This window comes from Mesorhizobium sp. PL10 (assembly GCF_053714315.1).
On the sequence record NZ_JBSKBR010000007.1, the window covers coordinates 46,166 to 61,265 of the forward strand.

The 15,100-nt window shown below is 63.8% G+C and carries 14 protein-coding genes; 1 reads left to right on the forward strand and 13 read right to left on the reverse strand.

Annotation, left to right across the window (positions count from 1 at the left end):
* Window positions 1-145 precede the first annotated feature (145 nt).
* From ACWGTO_RS13160 to ACWGTO_RS13185, 6 genes are all read right to left on the reverse strand, one after another.
* A complete protein-coding gene (locus ACWGTO_RS13160; protein ID WP_454575267.1) occupies window positions 146-1,549 on the reverse strand; it encodes an MATE family efflux transporter in 1,404 nt (467 codons plus the stop codon).
* Window positions 1,550-1,738: 189 nt separating this feature from the next.
* Window positions 1,739-2,500, reverse strand: coding sequence for an SDR family NAD(P)-dependent oxidoreductase (locus ACWGTO_RS13165; RefSeq protein WP_454575501.1), 762 nt, complete (start codon window positions 2,498-2,500; stop codon window positions 1,739-1,741).
* 11 nt (window positions 2,501-2,511) lie between these two features.
* On the reverse strand, window positions 2,512-3,324 hold the full coding sequence (locus ACWGTO_RS13170; protein WP_454575268.1) for an ABC transporter permease: 813 nt from the start codon (window positions 3,322-3,324) through the stop codon (window positions 2,512-2,514).
* Window positions 3,324-4,187, reverse strand: coding sequence for an ABC transporter permease (locus tag ACWGTO_RS13175; protein ID WP_454575502.1), 864 nt, complete (start codon window positions 4,185-4,187; stop codon window positions 3,324-3,326). Before ACWGTO_RS13175 ends, ACWGTO_RS13170 begins: the two co-directional genes overlap by 1 nt.
* A 62-nt stretch (window positions 4,188-4,249) precedes the next feature.
* The gene (locus ACWGTO_RS13180) at window positions 4,250-5,413 is read right to left on the reverse strand and encodes an ABC transporter substrate-binding protein (RefSeq protein ID WP_454575269.1); all 1,164 of its coding nucleotides are present in this window, start codon (window positions 5,411-5,413) and stop codon (window positions 4,250-4,252) included.
* Window positions 5,394-6,530: an ABC transporter ATP-binding protein gene (locus ACWGTO_RS13185; protein WP_454575270.1), complete on the reverse strand. Its 1,137-nt coding sequence runs from the start codon at window positions 6,528-6,530 to the stop codon at window positions 5,394-5,396. Before ACWGTO_RS13185 ends, ACWGTO_RS13180 begins: the two co-directional genes overlap by 20 nt.
* 113 nt (window positions 6,531-6,643) lie before the next feature.
* Here ACWGTO_RS13185 and ACWGTO_RS13190 point away from each other — a divergent pair, with 113 nt between their 5' ends.
* Window positions 6,644-7,453, forward strand: coding sequence for a LuxR C-terminal-related transcriptional regulator (locus ACWGTO_RS13190; protein WP_454575271.1), 810 nt, complete (start codon window positions 6,644-6,646; stop codon window positions 7,451-7,453).
* Between the two features lie 102 nt (window positions 7,454-7,555).
* Here ACWGTO_RS13190 and ACWGTO_RS13195 read toward each other — a convergent pair whose 3' ends face one another.
* The 7 genes from ACWGTO_RS13195 to ACWGTO_RS13225 form a co-directional block, all read right to left on the reverse strand.
* Window positions 7,556-9,142: an FGGY-family carbohydrate kinase gene (locus ACWGTO_RS13195; protein ID WP_454575272.1), complete on the reverse strand. Its 1,587-nt coding sequence runs from the start codon at window positions 9,140-9,142 to the stop codon at window positions 7,556-7,558.
* The gene (locus ACWGTO_RS13200; RefSeq protein WP_454575273.1) at window positions 9,139-9,822 is read right to left on the reverse strand and encodes an HAD family hydrolase; all 684 of its coding nucleotides are present in this window, start codon (window positions 9,820-9,822) and stop codon (window positions 9,139-9,141) included. Before ACWGTO_RS13200 ends, ACWGTO_RS13195 begins: the two co-directional genes overlap by 4 nt.
* An 11-nt stretch (window positions 9,823-9,833) precedes the next feature.
* On the reverse strand, window positions 9,834-11,312 hold the full coding sequence (locus ACWGTO_RS13205; RefSeq protein WP_454575274.1) for a mannitol dehydrogenase family protein: 1,479 nt from the start codon (window positions 11,310-11,312) through the stop codon (window positions 9,834-9,836).
* 174 nt (window positions 11,313-11,486) lie between these two features.
* The gene (locus tag ACWGTO_RS13210) at window positions 11,487-12,257 is read right to left on the reverse strand and encodes an L-iditol 2-dehydrogenase (protein WP_454575275.1); all 771 of its coding nucleotides are present in this window, start codon (window positions 12,255-12,257) and stop codon (window positions 11,487-11,489) included.
* Window positions 12,254-13,258 carry an ABC transporter ATP-binding protein gene (locus tag ACWGTO_RS13215; protein ID WP_454575276.1) on the reverse strand — a complete coding sequence of 335 codons (1,005 nt, stop codon included), beginning with the start codon at window positions 13,256-13,258 and terminating at the stop codon, window positions 12,254-12,256. The genes ACWGTO_RS13210 and ACWGTO_RS13215 overlap by 4 nt, the downstream gene beginning before the upstream one ends.
* Before the next feature lie 108 nt (window positions 13,259-13,366).
* Window positions 13,367-14,191: a carbohydrate ABC transporter permease gene (locus ACWGTO_RS13220; protein WP_454575277.1), complete on the reverse strand. Its 825-nt coding sequence runs from the start codon at window positions 14,189-14,191 to the stop codon at window positions 13,367-13,369.
* Between the two features lie 11 nt (window positions 14,192-14,202).
* The gene (locus ACWGTO_RS13225; protein ID WP_454575278.1) at window positions 14,203-15,075 is read right to left on the reverse strand and encodes a carbohydrate ABC transporter permease; all 873 of its coding nucleotides are present in this window, start codon (window positions 15,073-15,075) and stop codon (window positions 14,203-14,205) included.
* Window positions 15,076-15,100 lie beyond the last annotated feature (25 nt).

Here is a 15,100-nt window from a genome sequence, read left to right on the forward strand (position 1 = left end):
TTCCCGATGCGACAATCTACCTTATCAGTTTCGACTATGGGAGAGGCTGGCCCTAAAGCCGGCAGGCGTAGGTTGGGGTCAGTAGCCAAGGGCGGCTCCAGCGATAGCTCAAAAACCCCAAAACTGGACGGTCCGCTTTTTGTTTTCAGTGGCTGAAGACGAGCGCCGGCGCGATGCGGTCGCGCCTGAGCCAGCGCGCGAGCAGCAGCACCGCCACCACCGCCAGACCCGACGCCAGGCCGATCCAGATGCCGACGCCGTGCAAGCCGAAATGGAAGGCAAGCAGCACGCCGAGCGGCAGGCCGATGCCCCAATAGCCTATCGCGGCATAGATCATCGGCACCTTGGTGTCGTGCAGGCCGCGCAGCATGCCGGCGGCAACGGCCTGGGCGCCGTCAAAGATCTGGAACAGCGCGGCAAAGGCCAGGAACGACACGGCAAGCGCGATCACTCGGGCATTGACCGGATCGGTCATGTCGATGAAGGCGCTGATCAGCAGATGCGGCCACAGAACCATCACCAGACCCATCAGCGCCATGAACGACACGCCGATGACGAAGGCGGTCCAGCCGGCGCGCGAAACACCTGCCGGATTGCCGGCGCCATGGGCCAGGCCGACGCGCACGGTGACCGCCTGGTTGAGGCCGAGCGGCACCATGAAGGAGATCGAGGCGATCTGGATGGCGATGGCGTGCGCGGCCAGCGAATCCGCATCGATCAGGCCCATCAGCAGAGCTGCCGCGTTGAAGATCGTCACCTCGAAGGCGAGGATGCCGGCGATCGGCAGGCCGAGCCGCAGCAGCCCCTTGAAGCGCGGCCAGTCGGACCGCCAGAAGCGGCCGAACAGGCGGTAGCGGCGGAACTTCTTCTCAAGCATCACCACAGCGGCCAGGCCGCAGAACATCAGCGTGCTCGACAGCGTGGTGGCAAGCCCCGAGCCGGCAATGCCCATCGAGGTGACGCCGAGATTGCCGAACATGAACACCCAGTTGAAGAAGGCGTTGAAGGCGACGGCGACGAAAACGATGACCAGCGCCCAGCCCGGCCGCTCCAGCGCCGAGATGAAGGAGCGCAGCACGATATAGCCGTAGAAGGGCAGCACCGCCCATTCGAGCCAACGCAGATAGATACCGGCCTGGTGAGCCAGCGCCGGTTCCTGGCCCATGGCCAGCAGGATTGCCTCGCCATGCCACAGGAAGATCCAGATCGGGATGGCGATCAGGATCGCCAGCCACAGGCCCTGGCGAACGGTGCGGCGCAGGTCGCGCACCGAATGGCGGCGGCGGCCGAGCTCTGTCGCGATCATCGGCGAGGTCGCCAGCATCAGGCCGAGGCCGAAGATCAGCGGCATGAAGTAGAGGTTGGCGCCGAGCGCGCCGCTGGCCAGCGTGTCCGCGCCCAGGCGCCCCATCATCATGACGTCCGTGGCTGTCATCGCCGTCTGGCCAAGATTGGTCAGCACCATCGGCCAGGCGAGCGCCAGCGTCGCCCTGATTTCCTGACGCCAAAGATTTTCCGGCGCATGAGCGCCGGCTTCGATCGCAGACATTGTCCTGCTCTTTCCGATTGCGGCGCGTCGGCAATTGGCCGGAAGCCGCACTTCCAAACGGCAAAACCTTCGGTTTCGCGGCGTTTGCGTCGTCTAATTGGACGAAATGCGACAGTATGGCAAGGGAGGACGGACGGGCAGCGATTGAGCCAGGGAGGTGAGGCTCTCCCATGCGGCCGGCATTTTCGCTCAGCCGATGCTCTCACCGCCGTCGATGACCAGCGCCTGGCCGGTCATGAAGGATGAGCGGTCGGAGACGAGGAACAGGATCGCTTCGGCGATCTCTTCGGCGCTGGCCCAGCGCCCCATCGGGATCTTGGTGCGGACGTAGGTCTCGATCGCCTCACGGCCGCCCATCTGGGCGATGAACGGCTCGTTGAAGGGCGTGTCGACCCAGCCGGGGCAGAGCGCGTTGACGCGCACATTGTGGCGGGCATAGTCGAGCGACATCTGCCTGGTCATCGCCACCACCGCATGTTTGGAGGTGGCATAGGCGATCATCTCGCGATCGTAGAACACGCCGGAATTCGAGGCCGTGTTGAGGATGACGCCACCCCCTTGCGCGACCATCGCCGGCATGACCAGCCGCGCGGCCAGAAACTGCGCCCGTACATTGATGCGCCAGGACGCATCCATGCCATCGACTTCGACTTCGGTCAGCGCCCCGCCGACCTGGATGCCGGCGTGATTGTGCAGGATGTCGATGCGGCCATATTTGCCGAGCGTGGCCGTGATGAGCTGTCCTACCGCCGCGTCGTCAGAGACGTCGGTGACAATCGCCTCGGCCTGCCCGCCTGCCGCGAGGATGTCGGCGGCCGTCGTCTCGCCGCTGGCCAGATCCCGGTCTGCTATGACCAGCAGCGCGCCTTCCCTGGCCATGATCATGGCGCCGGCGCGGCCGATGCCGGAACCGGCGCCCGTCACCACGGCGATGCGGTCTTTGAGGATCATGAATGCGTCTTTCAGCTGGATGGCATGCGCTGGCGCAGCTGCCATTGGGCAAGCACCACGAGCAGGATCGAGGCGACGAGCACGATGGTGGCGATGGCATTGATTTCCGGCGTGACGCCGCGCCGGATCGAGGCAAAGACATAGATCGGCAGCGTCGTCTGCGCGCCGGCGACGAAGAAGGCGACGATGAAATCGTCGAAGGAGAAGGTGAAGGCGAGCAGGAAGCCGGCGACCACCGCAGGCATGATCTGCGGCAGCACAATCGAACGGAACGTCGTCAGCGGCGTGGCGTAGAGATCGCTCGAGGCCTCGACCAGATTGCGGTCGAGGCTGGCAAGCCGCGTGCCGACAATCATCGTCACCAGCGCCATCGAGAACAGGCCGTGCGCGGCAATGATCGATCCATAGCCGAGAGACAGGCGCGGCGGCTGGTCGTCCGGCCAGATCGAGGCCAGGAACGGGTTGAGCACGCCAAACAGCTGGACCAGCGCCACCAGCGTCGAGATGCCTATGACGACGCCCGGAACGACGATTGCGGCACCCATCAGCGCGTCGAAGACGGCACGGGTTCTGAGCCCGACCCGTGCCAGGCCGAGCGCTGCTGCCGTGCCGCACACCGCCGCCAGAAGCGCGCTGGTGGTGGCGATGAACAGGCTGTTCTTCAGCGCCTCGACCAGGAACGGATTCGACAGCGCCGTGCCGTACCACTGCACCGAGAAGCCGGTGAACTCACTGGCGTGACGGCCGGCGTTGAAGGAGAACAGCACGACCAGCGCGATCGGCAGATAGAGGAAGGCGAAGACGGCGGTGACGAAGGCGCGCATCAGATCAGATCCACCTGACGGGCGCCCGACACCCGTGTCGAAATGCGGTTGGCGGCAATCAGCACCACCACCGAAACCGCCACCAGCGTGATGGCGATGGCCGATCCGAACGGCCAGTTGCGCGACTGCAGGAACAGGTCGACCAGCGCGTTGCCGATGAAGAACACCTTGCCGCCGCCAAGCAGCGTCGGGATCAAATATTCGCCGAGCAGAAGGATCATGACCAGCGAGAAGCCGGTCATCACGCCCGGCAGCGACAACTTCAGGGTAACACCCAGAAAAGTCGAGAGCGGCGTCGCGCCGAGATCGGCGGAGGCTTCCAGCAGCCGCCGGTCGAGCCGCTCGAGACTGACATAGATCGGCAGGATCATCAGCGGCAGATAGCCGTAGACGATGCCGAGCAGGACGGCGCCCGGCGTGTTGATCAGCCTGACATCCTCGATGCCGATAAACGCGAGCAGCGCCGGGATGCCGCGTCCGCCCAGAATGTACATCCAGGCATAGGTGCGCATCAGAAGGCTGGTCCAGAACGGAATGACGACGAGCGCCAGCAGGATCAGCCGCCAGCGCTGCGGTGCCTTCAAGGCAAGGTAGTAGGCGACCGGGTAGGCAACGAGCAGACAGGCGAGCGCGCCCACCGGCGCCAGCATCATCGTGTTCCAGAAGGCGGTCGCCCGCGCCGGAAGGTTAGCGTATTGCGCCAGCGTGAAGGCGGCCTGATAGCCGCCTTCCGGCGCCCGCTCGCCGAGGCTGAATACTGCAATTGCGATGAACGGCAATACCAGAAACACCACCAGCCACGCTGTTGCCGGTGCGAGCAGCAGCGCTGTCAGGACATTATGCCGAAATCTGTTGCCGTGCATGGAAACCGCCCCGATGCCGGCGGACATGTGCCCGCCGGTTGCTTGTCTCATTCAGGCCGGCTTCAAGCCGACTTGAATCGCGCCATCAGCTCGGCGCGGCCGGGATCGGTCAGCGTCGCCGCCGCACCGAATTCCAAGGGGGTCAAAAGGTCGGCCGCCGGATAGAGGATGGGATTGTCGAGCACTTCCTTGGGCAGCAGCTTGTTGACCCGCGCATCGGTCGAGGGCGCGCCGTTGGCCAGATGCTCCTTCACCGCGACCTCAGGGGTCATCAGATAATTGAGCAAGGCATAGCCGGCCGGCTTGTTCGGCGCGTCCTTCGGGATGGCGTAGAAGTCGGTCCAGATCTCACCGCCCTCCTTGCCCAGCACATAGGCGATCTCCGGGATATCGCGATGCAGCTGCGCGCCGTCATTCGTCCAGCACATGGTCATCCAGGCATCGCCCGCCCGCATTCCCGGCTGGTAGTCGGACGAGACCGCAAACAGATGCGGCTTGACCTTGAGCAGCAGTTCTTCCGCCTTGGCGAGTTCGTCCGGCTTCAGCGAGTTGAAGGAATAGCCGTAATATTTCAGCGCGTTGCCGATGGTGGTCAGCTGGTAGTCGTGGACCATGGTGCGGCCATCGCCTTCGGCCATGGCGACATCCCAGAACTCCTTCCAGCTCGTCATCGGTTTCGTCAGCTTCTTGGTGTTGACGGCAAAGCCGGTCGTGCCCCAGTTCTTCGGAACCGCGTAGGTCGTGCCGTCGATCGTGCCTTCCGAGGTGAAGCGTGGGTCTTCCTGGGAGCCGTCGAAATTCGGCAGCTTCGCCATATCGAGCGGATCGATGATGCCGAGCTTCTTGTAGGTCGAGATCGTGTAATTGGTCGGCACGAAGAGGCTCCAGCCCGAGGCGCCGGCCTGCAGCTTGGCCAGCATCTCCTCATTGGAGCCGAACACGTTGACCTCGACGGCGACGCCGGTGTCCTTCTTGAAATTCTCGAAGGTCTGCGGGTCGTGATAGTTCGGCCAGGTGGCGATCGACATGCGGTCGCCGAGGTTTTCGGCGGCGAAGGCCGACGTCGGCATGATGCCGATCTCGCGCGCCATCACCGCGGTTGCGATGCCCAGGCCGGTGAGGCCAAGGAAGTCGCGGCGGCCGATCGAGCCGCGCTTCAACCGCATCAGCTGGTCGACGAAGTTCTCAGGGCTTATCGGCAGTCCGTCACGATATGATTTCGACATTTTTTGCTACCCTCTGGTTGGTCCCGTTGTTCTTGGTCTCCGGAAACGCCAGCGGCGTCCCGGAGGCAAAGCCGATGGCGACGGGTTCACCCGGCTTGAAGAGATTGCCATGGCCGATCACATGGTCGGCCTTGGCCAGCAGCGTTCCGATGCCCTGCACCTCGATCGCGTATTCCGCGGTCGAGCCCAAAAAGATCCGGTTGCGCACGATGCCCTTGAATGGGCTGCCTTCCGGGGCGCCGAGGCTGAGCGATTCAGGCCGCAGGCTGACCGAAACGCTCTCGCCCTGCTGCAAGGCGGTTCGCTTGCGCGCGGCAATGACGGTTCCGTCCGCCAGCGCCACGTTGATCAGGTCGCCTGTATGCCCGGCGACCTTGCCGCTCAACAGATTGGTCTTGCCGACGAAGTTGGCGACGAACAGGTCGGCCGGCTCGTCATAGATCTCGCTCGGTTGGCCGAGCTGGACGATGCGGCCGCCGTTCATGACGCAGACGAAGTCGCTCATCGACAGCGCCTCCTCCTGGTCGTGGGTGACCAGCACGAAGGTGATGCCGATCTCACGCTGCAGGTTTTGCAGTTCGATCTGCATGTCGGTGCGCAGTTTCTTGTCGAGCGCGGCCAGCGGCTCATCGAGCAAAAGCACCGCCGGCTTGTTCACCAGCGCGCGCGCCAGCGCCACGCGCTGCTGCTGGCCGCCGGATAGTTCGTGGATCTTGCGGCCGCCATAGCCGGCGAGCCGCACCATTTCGAGCGCCTCGCCGGCGCGGCGGCCGATTTCCTGCGACGACAGGCGCGGCCGTGCCTGGCGCAGCCCGTAGGACACGTTGGCTTCCACATCGAGGTGCGGAAACAGCGCGTATTGCTGAAACACCATGTTGACCGGCCGGCGATAGGGCGGCGTGCCGGCCATGTCCCGGCCGCGGATGAACACCTGGCCTTCGCTCGGCTGCTCGAAGCCGCCGATCATGCGCAGGCATGTCGTCTTGCCGCAGCCGGACGGTCCGAGAAGGGCGACAAAGGCGGACGGAGGGACCGTCAGATCGATGCCGCTGACAGCGGTCACGGCGCCGTAGCGCTTGGTGACGCCGCGAAACTCGATGTCTGGCACTGCGGTCAAAGTGCTGGCTCCAGCAACAGGGCTATTTCCGGACGCTACCAGAGCCAATGGCGGCTAGTATATACCTCGCAGGTGGTATATCTAGTCTATTTTCTCGTTTAAGGGGGTATGGTTTGAGTGCGTCCCGCAGCGACGAATACAGCCAACTCGCTGCGCTTGTCGCGGCAACGCGAGAAGCCAGCGGCGACCTGTTCGGCCAGGCAATGGTCGGCTGGCTGCGACAGCACGTCCACTTCGACCACTGCGTGATCTTCGGTTATCGCGGCGCCTCACGACCGCTGCTGCTGTTCGAAACCTTCTCGCCGGCCGAGAGCCATGTCTTTGTCACGCTCTATCAAGAAGGGCCTTATCTGCTCGACCCGTTTCATCACGCGGCGGTGGAGCGCAAGGAGGGGTTCTGGCGCATGCGCGAACTGGCGCCCGACCGTTTCTATGCCAGCGAGTATTTTCGCACCTACTACAGCCAGACAAGGCTCGCCGAGGAGGTCGGCTTCTTCGTGCCATTGCCCGGCAAGGATGCGCTGGTGCTGTCGCTGATGCGGTTGCAGGCCTCGGGGCCCTTCGGCACCGCCGATGCCAGGCTGCTGCGCGACATGGCGCCGGCGGTGATCGGTTTCGCCCGGTTGCGCTGGCCAGCTCTTGCGGGCGACGAGCCGGACGAAGCGGAACAGGACGAGACGATCGCCGCAGTCAACGAGTTCGACCGCGCGCACATCTGGGAGAGCCTGTCGCTGACGCCGCGCGAAAAGCATGTCGTCGATCTGGTGCTGCAGGGGCATTCCACCGAGTCGATCGCGAGAGCCATGCGCATCGTGCCGGGAACCGTGAAGGTCCACCGCCGCAACATCCACCGCAAACTCGGCATCAAATCCCAGGCCGGACTGTTCGCCCGTTTCATCGAGATCATCGAGAGCCGGCGTTGAAATCGCTGACGTGACGAGAGTATTTGTTTTTACGCAATTCCCAAGGGAAAGCGCTACGCGCTTTTCCCGGGAAAACCGTTTCACACTTTTCCTGGAATTGCTCTAGCTGATCGCGTCGAGCGCCTGCCGCTGGCGGTGCATTTCGAGGAAAATCTTGTAGTCGCGGTCGAAGCGGCCTGATGCGGCCGGGTTCGAGGCGCGTGTTCTGCCGCCTTGCTGCATGGCGACGCAAGCGGCATTCAGATCAGGGAATAGGCCTGCGGCGGTGGCGGCGACCATGCCGGTGCCGAGCAGCACCGCTTCATCGGCCAGCGGCTCGATGACAGCGCAGCCGGTGGCGTCGGCATAGAGCTCCATCAAAAGCGGGTTCTTGGTGTGGCCGCCGGTGACGTGCAGCGTGTCGATCAAATAGCCGTTCTCGTTCAGCGCCTCCAGCACATGGCGCACGCCGAGCGCGATGCCGACGGCGGTGCGCCAGTAGAGCTTGCACAGGCTGTCGAAGGAGGCGTCCAGCGTCAGCCCACTGACCACGCCAACGGCATGCGGATCGGCAAGCGGCGACCGGTTGCCGTGGAAGTCGGGCAGCACATGCAGCCTGGCGGCGAGCTTGTCGCCCTCGGTGGCGCGCAATTCGGCAACGCGCCTGGCGATCTTCGCATGCATGGCCGCATCCGGCTCGCCGCCGGCGCCATGCCAGCGGATGATGTGGTCGAGCAGCGCGCCGGTTGCCGACTGCCCACCTTCCGACAGCCACAGTTTTGGCAGCGCCGCACCGTAATAGGGGCCCCAGACGCCGGCGAAAGGCTGCGGGTCGGGCGACATCGCCATGACGCAGGACGACGTGCCGGCGATCAGCGCCAGATGCCGGCCGATATTCTGTTCGTCGCCGGCAAAGCCGCCGAGCACGCCGAGCGCGCCGGCATAGGCGTCGATGACGCCGGCGCCGACCCGGCAGTTCTCGGTCAGGCCAAGCTCCGCTGCCGCTTCTGCCGAGAGCGTGCCGATGTCGGCGCCAACCGCACTCGCCCTCTCCGGCAGGTTGCCGTGCTCGAACAGATCGCCGAGCCCGACGGTCTCGAAAAAGTCGCGCCGCCAGCCGGTCTGCTCATGCGCCAGATAGGTCCATTTGGCGGTCAGCGTGCATTGCGAGCGCGCCAGCGAACCGGTCGCCTTCCAGGTCAGGAAATCGGTGAGGTCGAATAGATAGCCGGCTTCATGCCACGTGCCGGGCAGATTGCGCTTCAGCCACATCAGCTTCGGCGTCGCCATTTCCGGCGACATGACGCCGCCTATATAGTCGAGCACGGCGTGGCCGCTTGCCGTACATTCGTCGGCTTCGGCGATGGCGCGATGGTCGAGCCAGACGATGGTGTCCCAGCGCCGCTCGCCGGTCACCGACACACTGAGCTGGCCGCCGTCCCTGTTCAGCACCACCAGCGAACAGGTGGCGTCGAACGAGATGCCGACAATATCCTGCGGCGCCACACCCGCCTTTTCGCGTGCCGCCCGCACGGCAATGCACACCGCCGACCAGATGTCCTGCGAATTGTGCTCGGCGTGGTCGGCCTTCGGCTGGTGCATCACGATCGGATGCTCGGCGCGGCCGAGCAAGGTGCCTGACGTGTCGAGAATGCCCGCGCGGGCGCTCCCGGTGCCGACATCGACCGCGCAAACGAAGCTTTTCGTCAAGATGCTTTTACTCTCGCTCCCAGGCCTGCAATCAGATCGGGCAATTGCAGCATGTCAGCGAATATAAAGTCCGGTTCACTCGACGCAAGCCGCGCTTTCAAGGCCGGGTTGCCGGCGTGCGAACCGCCGGTGAAGGCAAATACGCGCATGCCGGCGGCGCGCGCAGCCGCGATGCCGGCCGGGCTGTCCTCGACGACGATGCAATTGCCAGGATGCGCGCCCATGGCGGCGGCTGCATGCAGAAAAAGATCCGGCGCCGGCTTGCCGCGCGCGACCATGGCGGCGCTGAACAGATGCGGTTCGAGCAGGCCGAGAAGCCCGGTGACGTCGAGCGCATAGCGGATGCGGTCGAGCGTGCCGGAGGAAGCGACGCAGCAGGGTACGCCCAGCTTCGGCAGGATTTCCCTGATGCCGGGGATCGGCTTCAGCTCCTCGCGGAATTTGCGCATCAGTTCGACGCGCATGTCGGTCAGATGGCTGTCGCTGATGTCGATCGCGAAATCGCGGCCGAGAATTTCGCGCACGCTCTTCATGCTCTTGCCGAGGAAGTGCTCATAGGCGGCATCTTCGCTGACCGAGCCGCCGGCAGCCGCGATCATGCCGAGCAAGGCCGAGACCGACAGCGCCTCGCTGTCGACCAGCACGCCGTCACAGTCGAAGATGACCAGTTCGGGCGTCATTGCGGCTCGCGTCAGAGCTTGCCGGCGATGTAGCGCGTCAGCGTCGCGCGCGCGCCATTCGCCCACAAGACGTTGAGCGCATGGGCAAAGGCCTCGGCGAAAGGTGCTGCGCGGCCAACATCGCCATAGATGTCCTCCATCGCAAGCCAGGCGCCGGGCTTGTCCTTCGCCGCGCTGGCGGTTGCCTGCAACCGGTCCCAGCTCGGGTCGTTGGCTTCGATGACGGCGCCGCTGTCGGTCGTGCCGAAGCAATAGCGACACCACAGCGCCGATTCCAGCGCCAGACCGGCAACGCCTTTGCCGGCCTTCAGCCGGTCGGCGATGGTCGGGATGATGAATTTCGGCTGCCGGTTGGAACCGTCGAGGCAAAGCCGGCGAATGGTGTCGCCGATCTTGGGGTTGGAGAAGCGGTGCTCGATGAGTTGATAGTAGTCTTCCAGAACGGTGTCCGGCACCGGCGGCACGGTCGGAATGATCTCATCCTGTTCGAGTTTGGCGAGAAAGCCGCGCACCAGCGGCTCCTGCATCGCCTCATGGACGAAATGGATGTCCATCAGTCCCGCGGGATAGGCGATCGTGGCATGGCCGCCATTGAGGATGCGGATCTTCATCAGTTCGTAGGGCGCGACGTCTTTGACGAATTGCACGCCGACCTTTTCCAGCGGCGGGCGACCGTCGGTGAAATGATCCTCCAGTACCCATTGCTTGAACGGCTCGCAGAACACCGGCCAATTGTCTTCAAGGCCGAATTCCGTCGCCAGAATGCCGCGCTCGCGATCGGAGGTGGCCGGCGTGATGCGGTCGACCATGCCGTTCGGAAAGGCGACGTTGTCGCTCGCCCAGTTGGCCAGATCCTCGTCGATCAGGCGGGCCAGCCCAATGACGCCGTCCGAGGTGACATGGCCGTTATGAGGAATGTTGTCGCAGGACATGACTGTGAAGGGCACGATGCCGTCGGCGCGGCGGCGCATCAGCCCGGCCAAGATGAGGCCGAACACCGTCTTCGGCGTCGTGCCGGCCTGCGCATCGGCGACGATATCGGGATGGGTCGGGTTGAACTTGCCGGAGGCCGGATCGATGAAATAGCCGCCCTCGGTGATGGTCAGCGAAACGATCTTGATCGCCGGATCGGCAAGCTGGTCGATGATCGCGTCGGCGTCGCCGGGCGTCAGGAAGTCGATCATGACGCCGGTGACGCGGGCGCTCATATGGTCGGAATCCTGCTCGACCACGGTGGTCAGCCAGTCCTGCTCCTGCAGCTTGGTGCGGCCAACCTTTTCGCCCTCGAAGACGCCGGCGCCGATCAACGCCCAGTCATGGCCGATACCCGAATTGAAGAGGTCGTCGAGATAGACGGCCTGGTGCGAGCGATGGAAGTTGCCGACGCCGAAATGGACGATGCCTGGTTTGAGCCTGGCGCGGTCGTACTGCGGACCGGCAACCTTGGCGGGGAGTTTGGCGAGGATGGAGGAAGAGAGTTTCACGGTCATCTGCTTTACCCTTTTGCCGGTGCTTACCCGTTGCCGGCCTGACAATTCCGCCCTCAACCCTCTGAGGAGAGTGCGGGGACGGCACGTGCCTTTGGCATTCGTGCCGCCCCGCCTCGCGACGCCTTTCTCCCCGGAGGAAAGGGATAGGGGCGCCTCCCCCTCAACTCATCCGCCTCAGCTCATCCATTGGCCGCCATCGACATTGTAGGTCTGGGCGACGATGTATTCGGCCTCGTCGCTGGCCAGGAACACCGCCATGCCCGAGAGGTCTTCAGGCTTGCCCATGCGGCCGTAAGGCACGCCCTCGCCGACCAGCCGCTTCTTCTCGCCCTTCGGCCGGTTCTCGTACTTTGCAAACAGCGCATCGACGTCATCCCACATGTCGCTGTCGACGACGCCCGGCGCGATGCCGTTGACGTTGATGCGGTGCTTGATCAGGTCGAGCCCGGCAGACTGGGTCAGCGAAATGACCGCCGCCTTGGTGGCGCAGTAGACAGCGACCAAAGGCTCCCCGCGCCGACCGGCCTGGCTCGCCATGTTGATGATCCTGCCGCCCTTGCCACGCGCGATCATCGAGCGCGCGGCGGCCTGCAGCATGAACAGCGTGCCGGCGACATTGACCGAAAACAGTCTGTCGTAGCTGGCCTTCGATATTTCGACGATCGGCGCCAGGTCGAACAGAGCGGCGTTGTTGATCAATATGTCGAGGCCGCCGGTTTTGGCCTCGACCGCCTTCACTGCCGCCTCGATCGAGGCGAGCTCGGAGACGTCCAGCCTGACCGCATAGGCCGCCGCGCCGATCGCCGCCGCCGTTTTCTGCGCGGCCTCCAGGTTTATGTCGGCGATCGCCACCGTGGCACCTTCGCGCGCGTAGGCTTCGGCAAAAGCCCTGCCGATGCCGCGCGCCGCCCCGGTGATCAGCGCCGATTTGCCTTTCAGCCTCACTGCGTCAGCGCCTTTCCGTCGGGGCCGAAGCGATGCATCCGGACCTTGTCGGGCGTGAGATAGATGGTGTCGCCGTGACGGACGGGCATTTCGCCGTCAGCGCGCACGGTCAGCGTCCCGACACCGTCAGCCTGGACGTGCAGGAAGGTGTCGGAGCCGAGATGTTCGGCAACACCGACAGTGGCTTTCCAGTCGCCCGCCGTGGTCGAGATGTTCATGTGCTCGGGACGGATGCCTATGGTCTTGGCGCCGTATTTGGCGGCCGGCGCCCCTTCGATCAGGTTCATCTTCGGCGAACCGATGAAGCCTGCCACGAACAGGTTCTTCGGCGACTTGTAGAGTTCCATCGGCGAGCCGACCTGCTCGATGTTGCCGGCGTTGAGCACGACGATCTTGTCGGCCATGGTCATGGCTTCGATCTGGTCGTGGGTGACGTAGATCATCGTCGTCTTGAGCTGATGATGCAGCTCGCTGATCTCGAGACGCATGGTGCCCCGCAGCGCCGCATCGAGGTTGGACAGCGGTTCGTCGAACAGGAAGGCCGAGGGCTGGCGCACGATGGCGCGGCCGATGGCGACGCGTTGGCGCTGGCCGCCGGAGAGCTGGCCCGGCCGGCGCTCGAGATAGTTGGTAAGGTTCAGGACGCGCGCGGCGTCCTTCACCTTCTTGTCGATCGTCGCCACATCCTCGCCCGCCATCTTCAGCGGGAAGCCGATATTCTTGGCGACCGTCATATGCGGGTAGAGCGCATAGGACTGGAACACCATGGCCAGCTTGCGCTTGGCCGGCGCCTCGCCGGTGACGTCGCGGCCATCGATGTTGATGGTGCCGCCGCTGGTGTCCTCGAGACCAGCGATGAGACGCAGCAGCGTGGACTTGCCGCAACCCGACGGGCCGACGAAGACGACGAACTCACCGTTCTCGATGACCAGGTCGAGACCCGGAATGATGACCGTCGATCCGAAATGCTTGGAGACGTTCTTGAGCGTGATATTTCCCATGGTTTCCTCCCCGAGGGGTAAGTATTTGGTTTTACGCAATTCCGGACGGAAAACCGCTGCACACTTTTCCTGGAATTGCTTTCGCCGGTTGCTTCAGGCCGTTTCGGTTTACTTCACGGCTCCGAACGTCAGGCCGCGCACCAGCTGCTTCTGGCTGAACCAGCCCATGATCAGGATCGGGGCGATGGCCAGCGTCGAGGCTGCCGAAAGCTTGGCCCAGAACAGGCCTTGCGGGCTTGAGAACGAGCTGATGAAGGCCGTCAGCGGCGCCGCCTCGGTGGTGGTGAGACGAATGGTCCAGAACGCTTCGTTCCATGCCAGGATGATGTTGAGGAGCATGGTCGAGGCGATGCCCGGCACAGCCATAGGGGTCAGCACATAGGCGATCTCGCCCCACAGCGTGGCGCCGTCCATGCGCGCCGCTTCGAGGATTTCGCCCGGGATTTCGCGGAAGTAGGTGTAGAGCATCCACACCACGATCGGCAGGTTGATCAGCATCAGCATGACCATCAGGCCGATGCGGCTGTCGAGCAGGCCGGTGTCGCGGAAGATCAGGTAGATCGGGAACAGCACCGCGACCGCCGGCATCATCTTGGTCGAGAGCATCCACATCAGGATGTCCTTGGTCCACTTGCCCGGCGAGAAGGCCATCGACCAGGCGGCCGGAACCGCAACGATCAGGGCCAGGATGGTCGAGCCGACCGCGAGCAGCACCGAGTTGAAGAAGAACTTGAAGTAGCCGCTCTGCGCCTGAACCTCGGTATAGCTCTCGAACGTCCCCGACGGGATCAGGGCGAAGCCCTGGATGGCTTCCTGCTCCGACTTGAACGAGGTGATGATCGTATAGAGGATCGGGAAGAAGATCAGCAGCGCGACGATCCAGGCGGCGCCCGTCGCAATGACCTTGTGTTGGGTGGTGACTGCACGTGCCATCGTATCCTCCCTTACTTGTCCAGGTTCTTGCCGACTGCGCGCATGGCGAAGAAGGCGACGATGTTGGCGAGAATGACGGCGATGACACCGCCGGCGGATGCCTGGCCGATTTTGAACTCCAGCAATGCCTTCTGGTAGACGAGGAAGGGCAGGTTGGTGGAGGCGTAGCCGGGGCCGCCATTGGTGGTGACCAGGATCTCGGCATAGACCGACAGCAGGAAGATGGTCTGGATCAGGATGACGACGGTGATGGCGCGCGACATGTGCGGCAGCGTCAGATAGATGAAGCGGCTGACGAAGCCGGCGCCGTCCATCTCGGCGGCTTCCTTCTGCTCACCGTCGAGCGACTGCAGCGCGGTCAACAGGATCAGCGTGGCGAAGGGTAGCCATTGCCAGGCGACGATGATGATGATTGCCGTCATCGGATGCTGCCCGAACCAGTCGATCGGTTGAGCCCCGAAGAAGCGCGCAATGTCGGCAAAGACGCCGTATTGCGGGTGCATGATCATGTTCTTCCAGACCAGTGCCGCGACCGGCGGCATAACGAAGAACGGTGAGATGACGAGGATGCGCACGATCCCCTGTCCCCACATCGGTTGATCGATCAAAAGCGCCAGCAGGATGCCGCCGATCACGGTAATCAGCAGAACGCTGACCACCAGGACAAGCGTGTTGAGGATCGACTGCAGGAAGGCCGGGTTGGAATAGAACAGCGCGTAGTTGGAGAAGCCGACGAACCCGTCGCGGACCGGATTGAGCGGATTGTACTGCTGGAAGGAGAACCACAGGGTGATGACCAGCGGCACGATCATCCAGACGAACAGCAGCACCACGGATGGCGCCATCATGAAACGGGCAAGCGAACGGGTCTGCTGAGTAGCCATGACGGTCACCCTTCAAGGTCAGCCA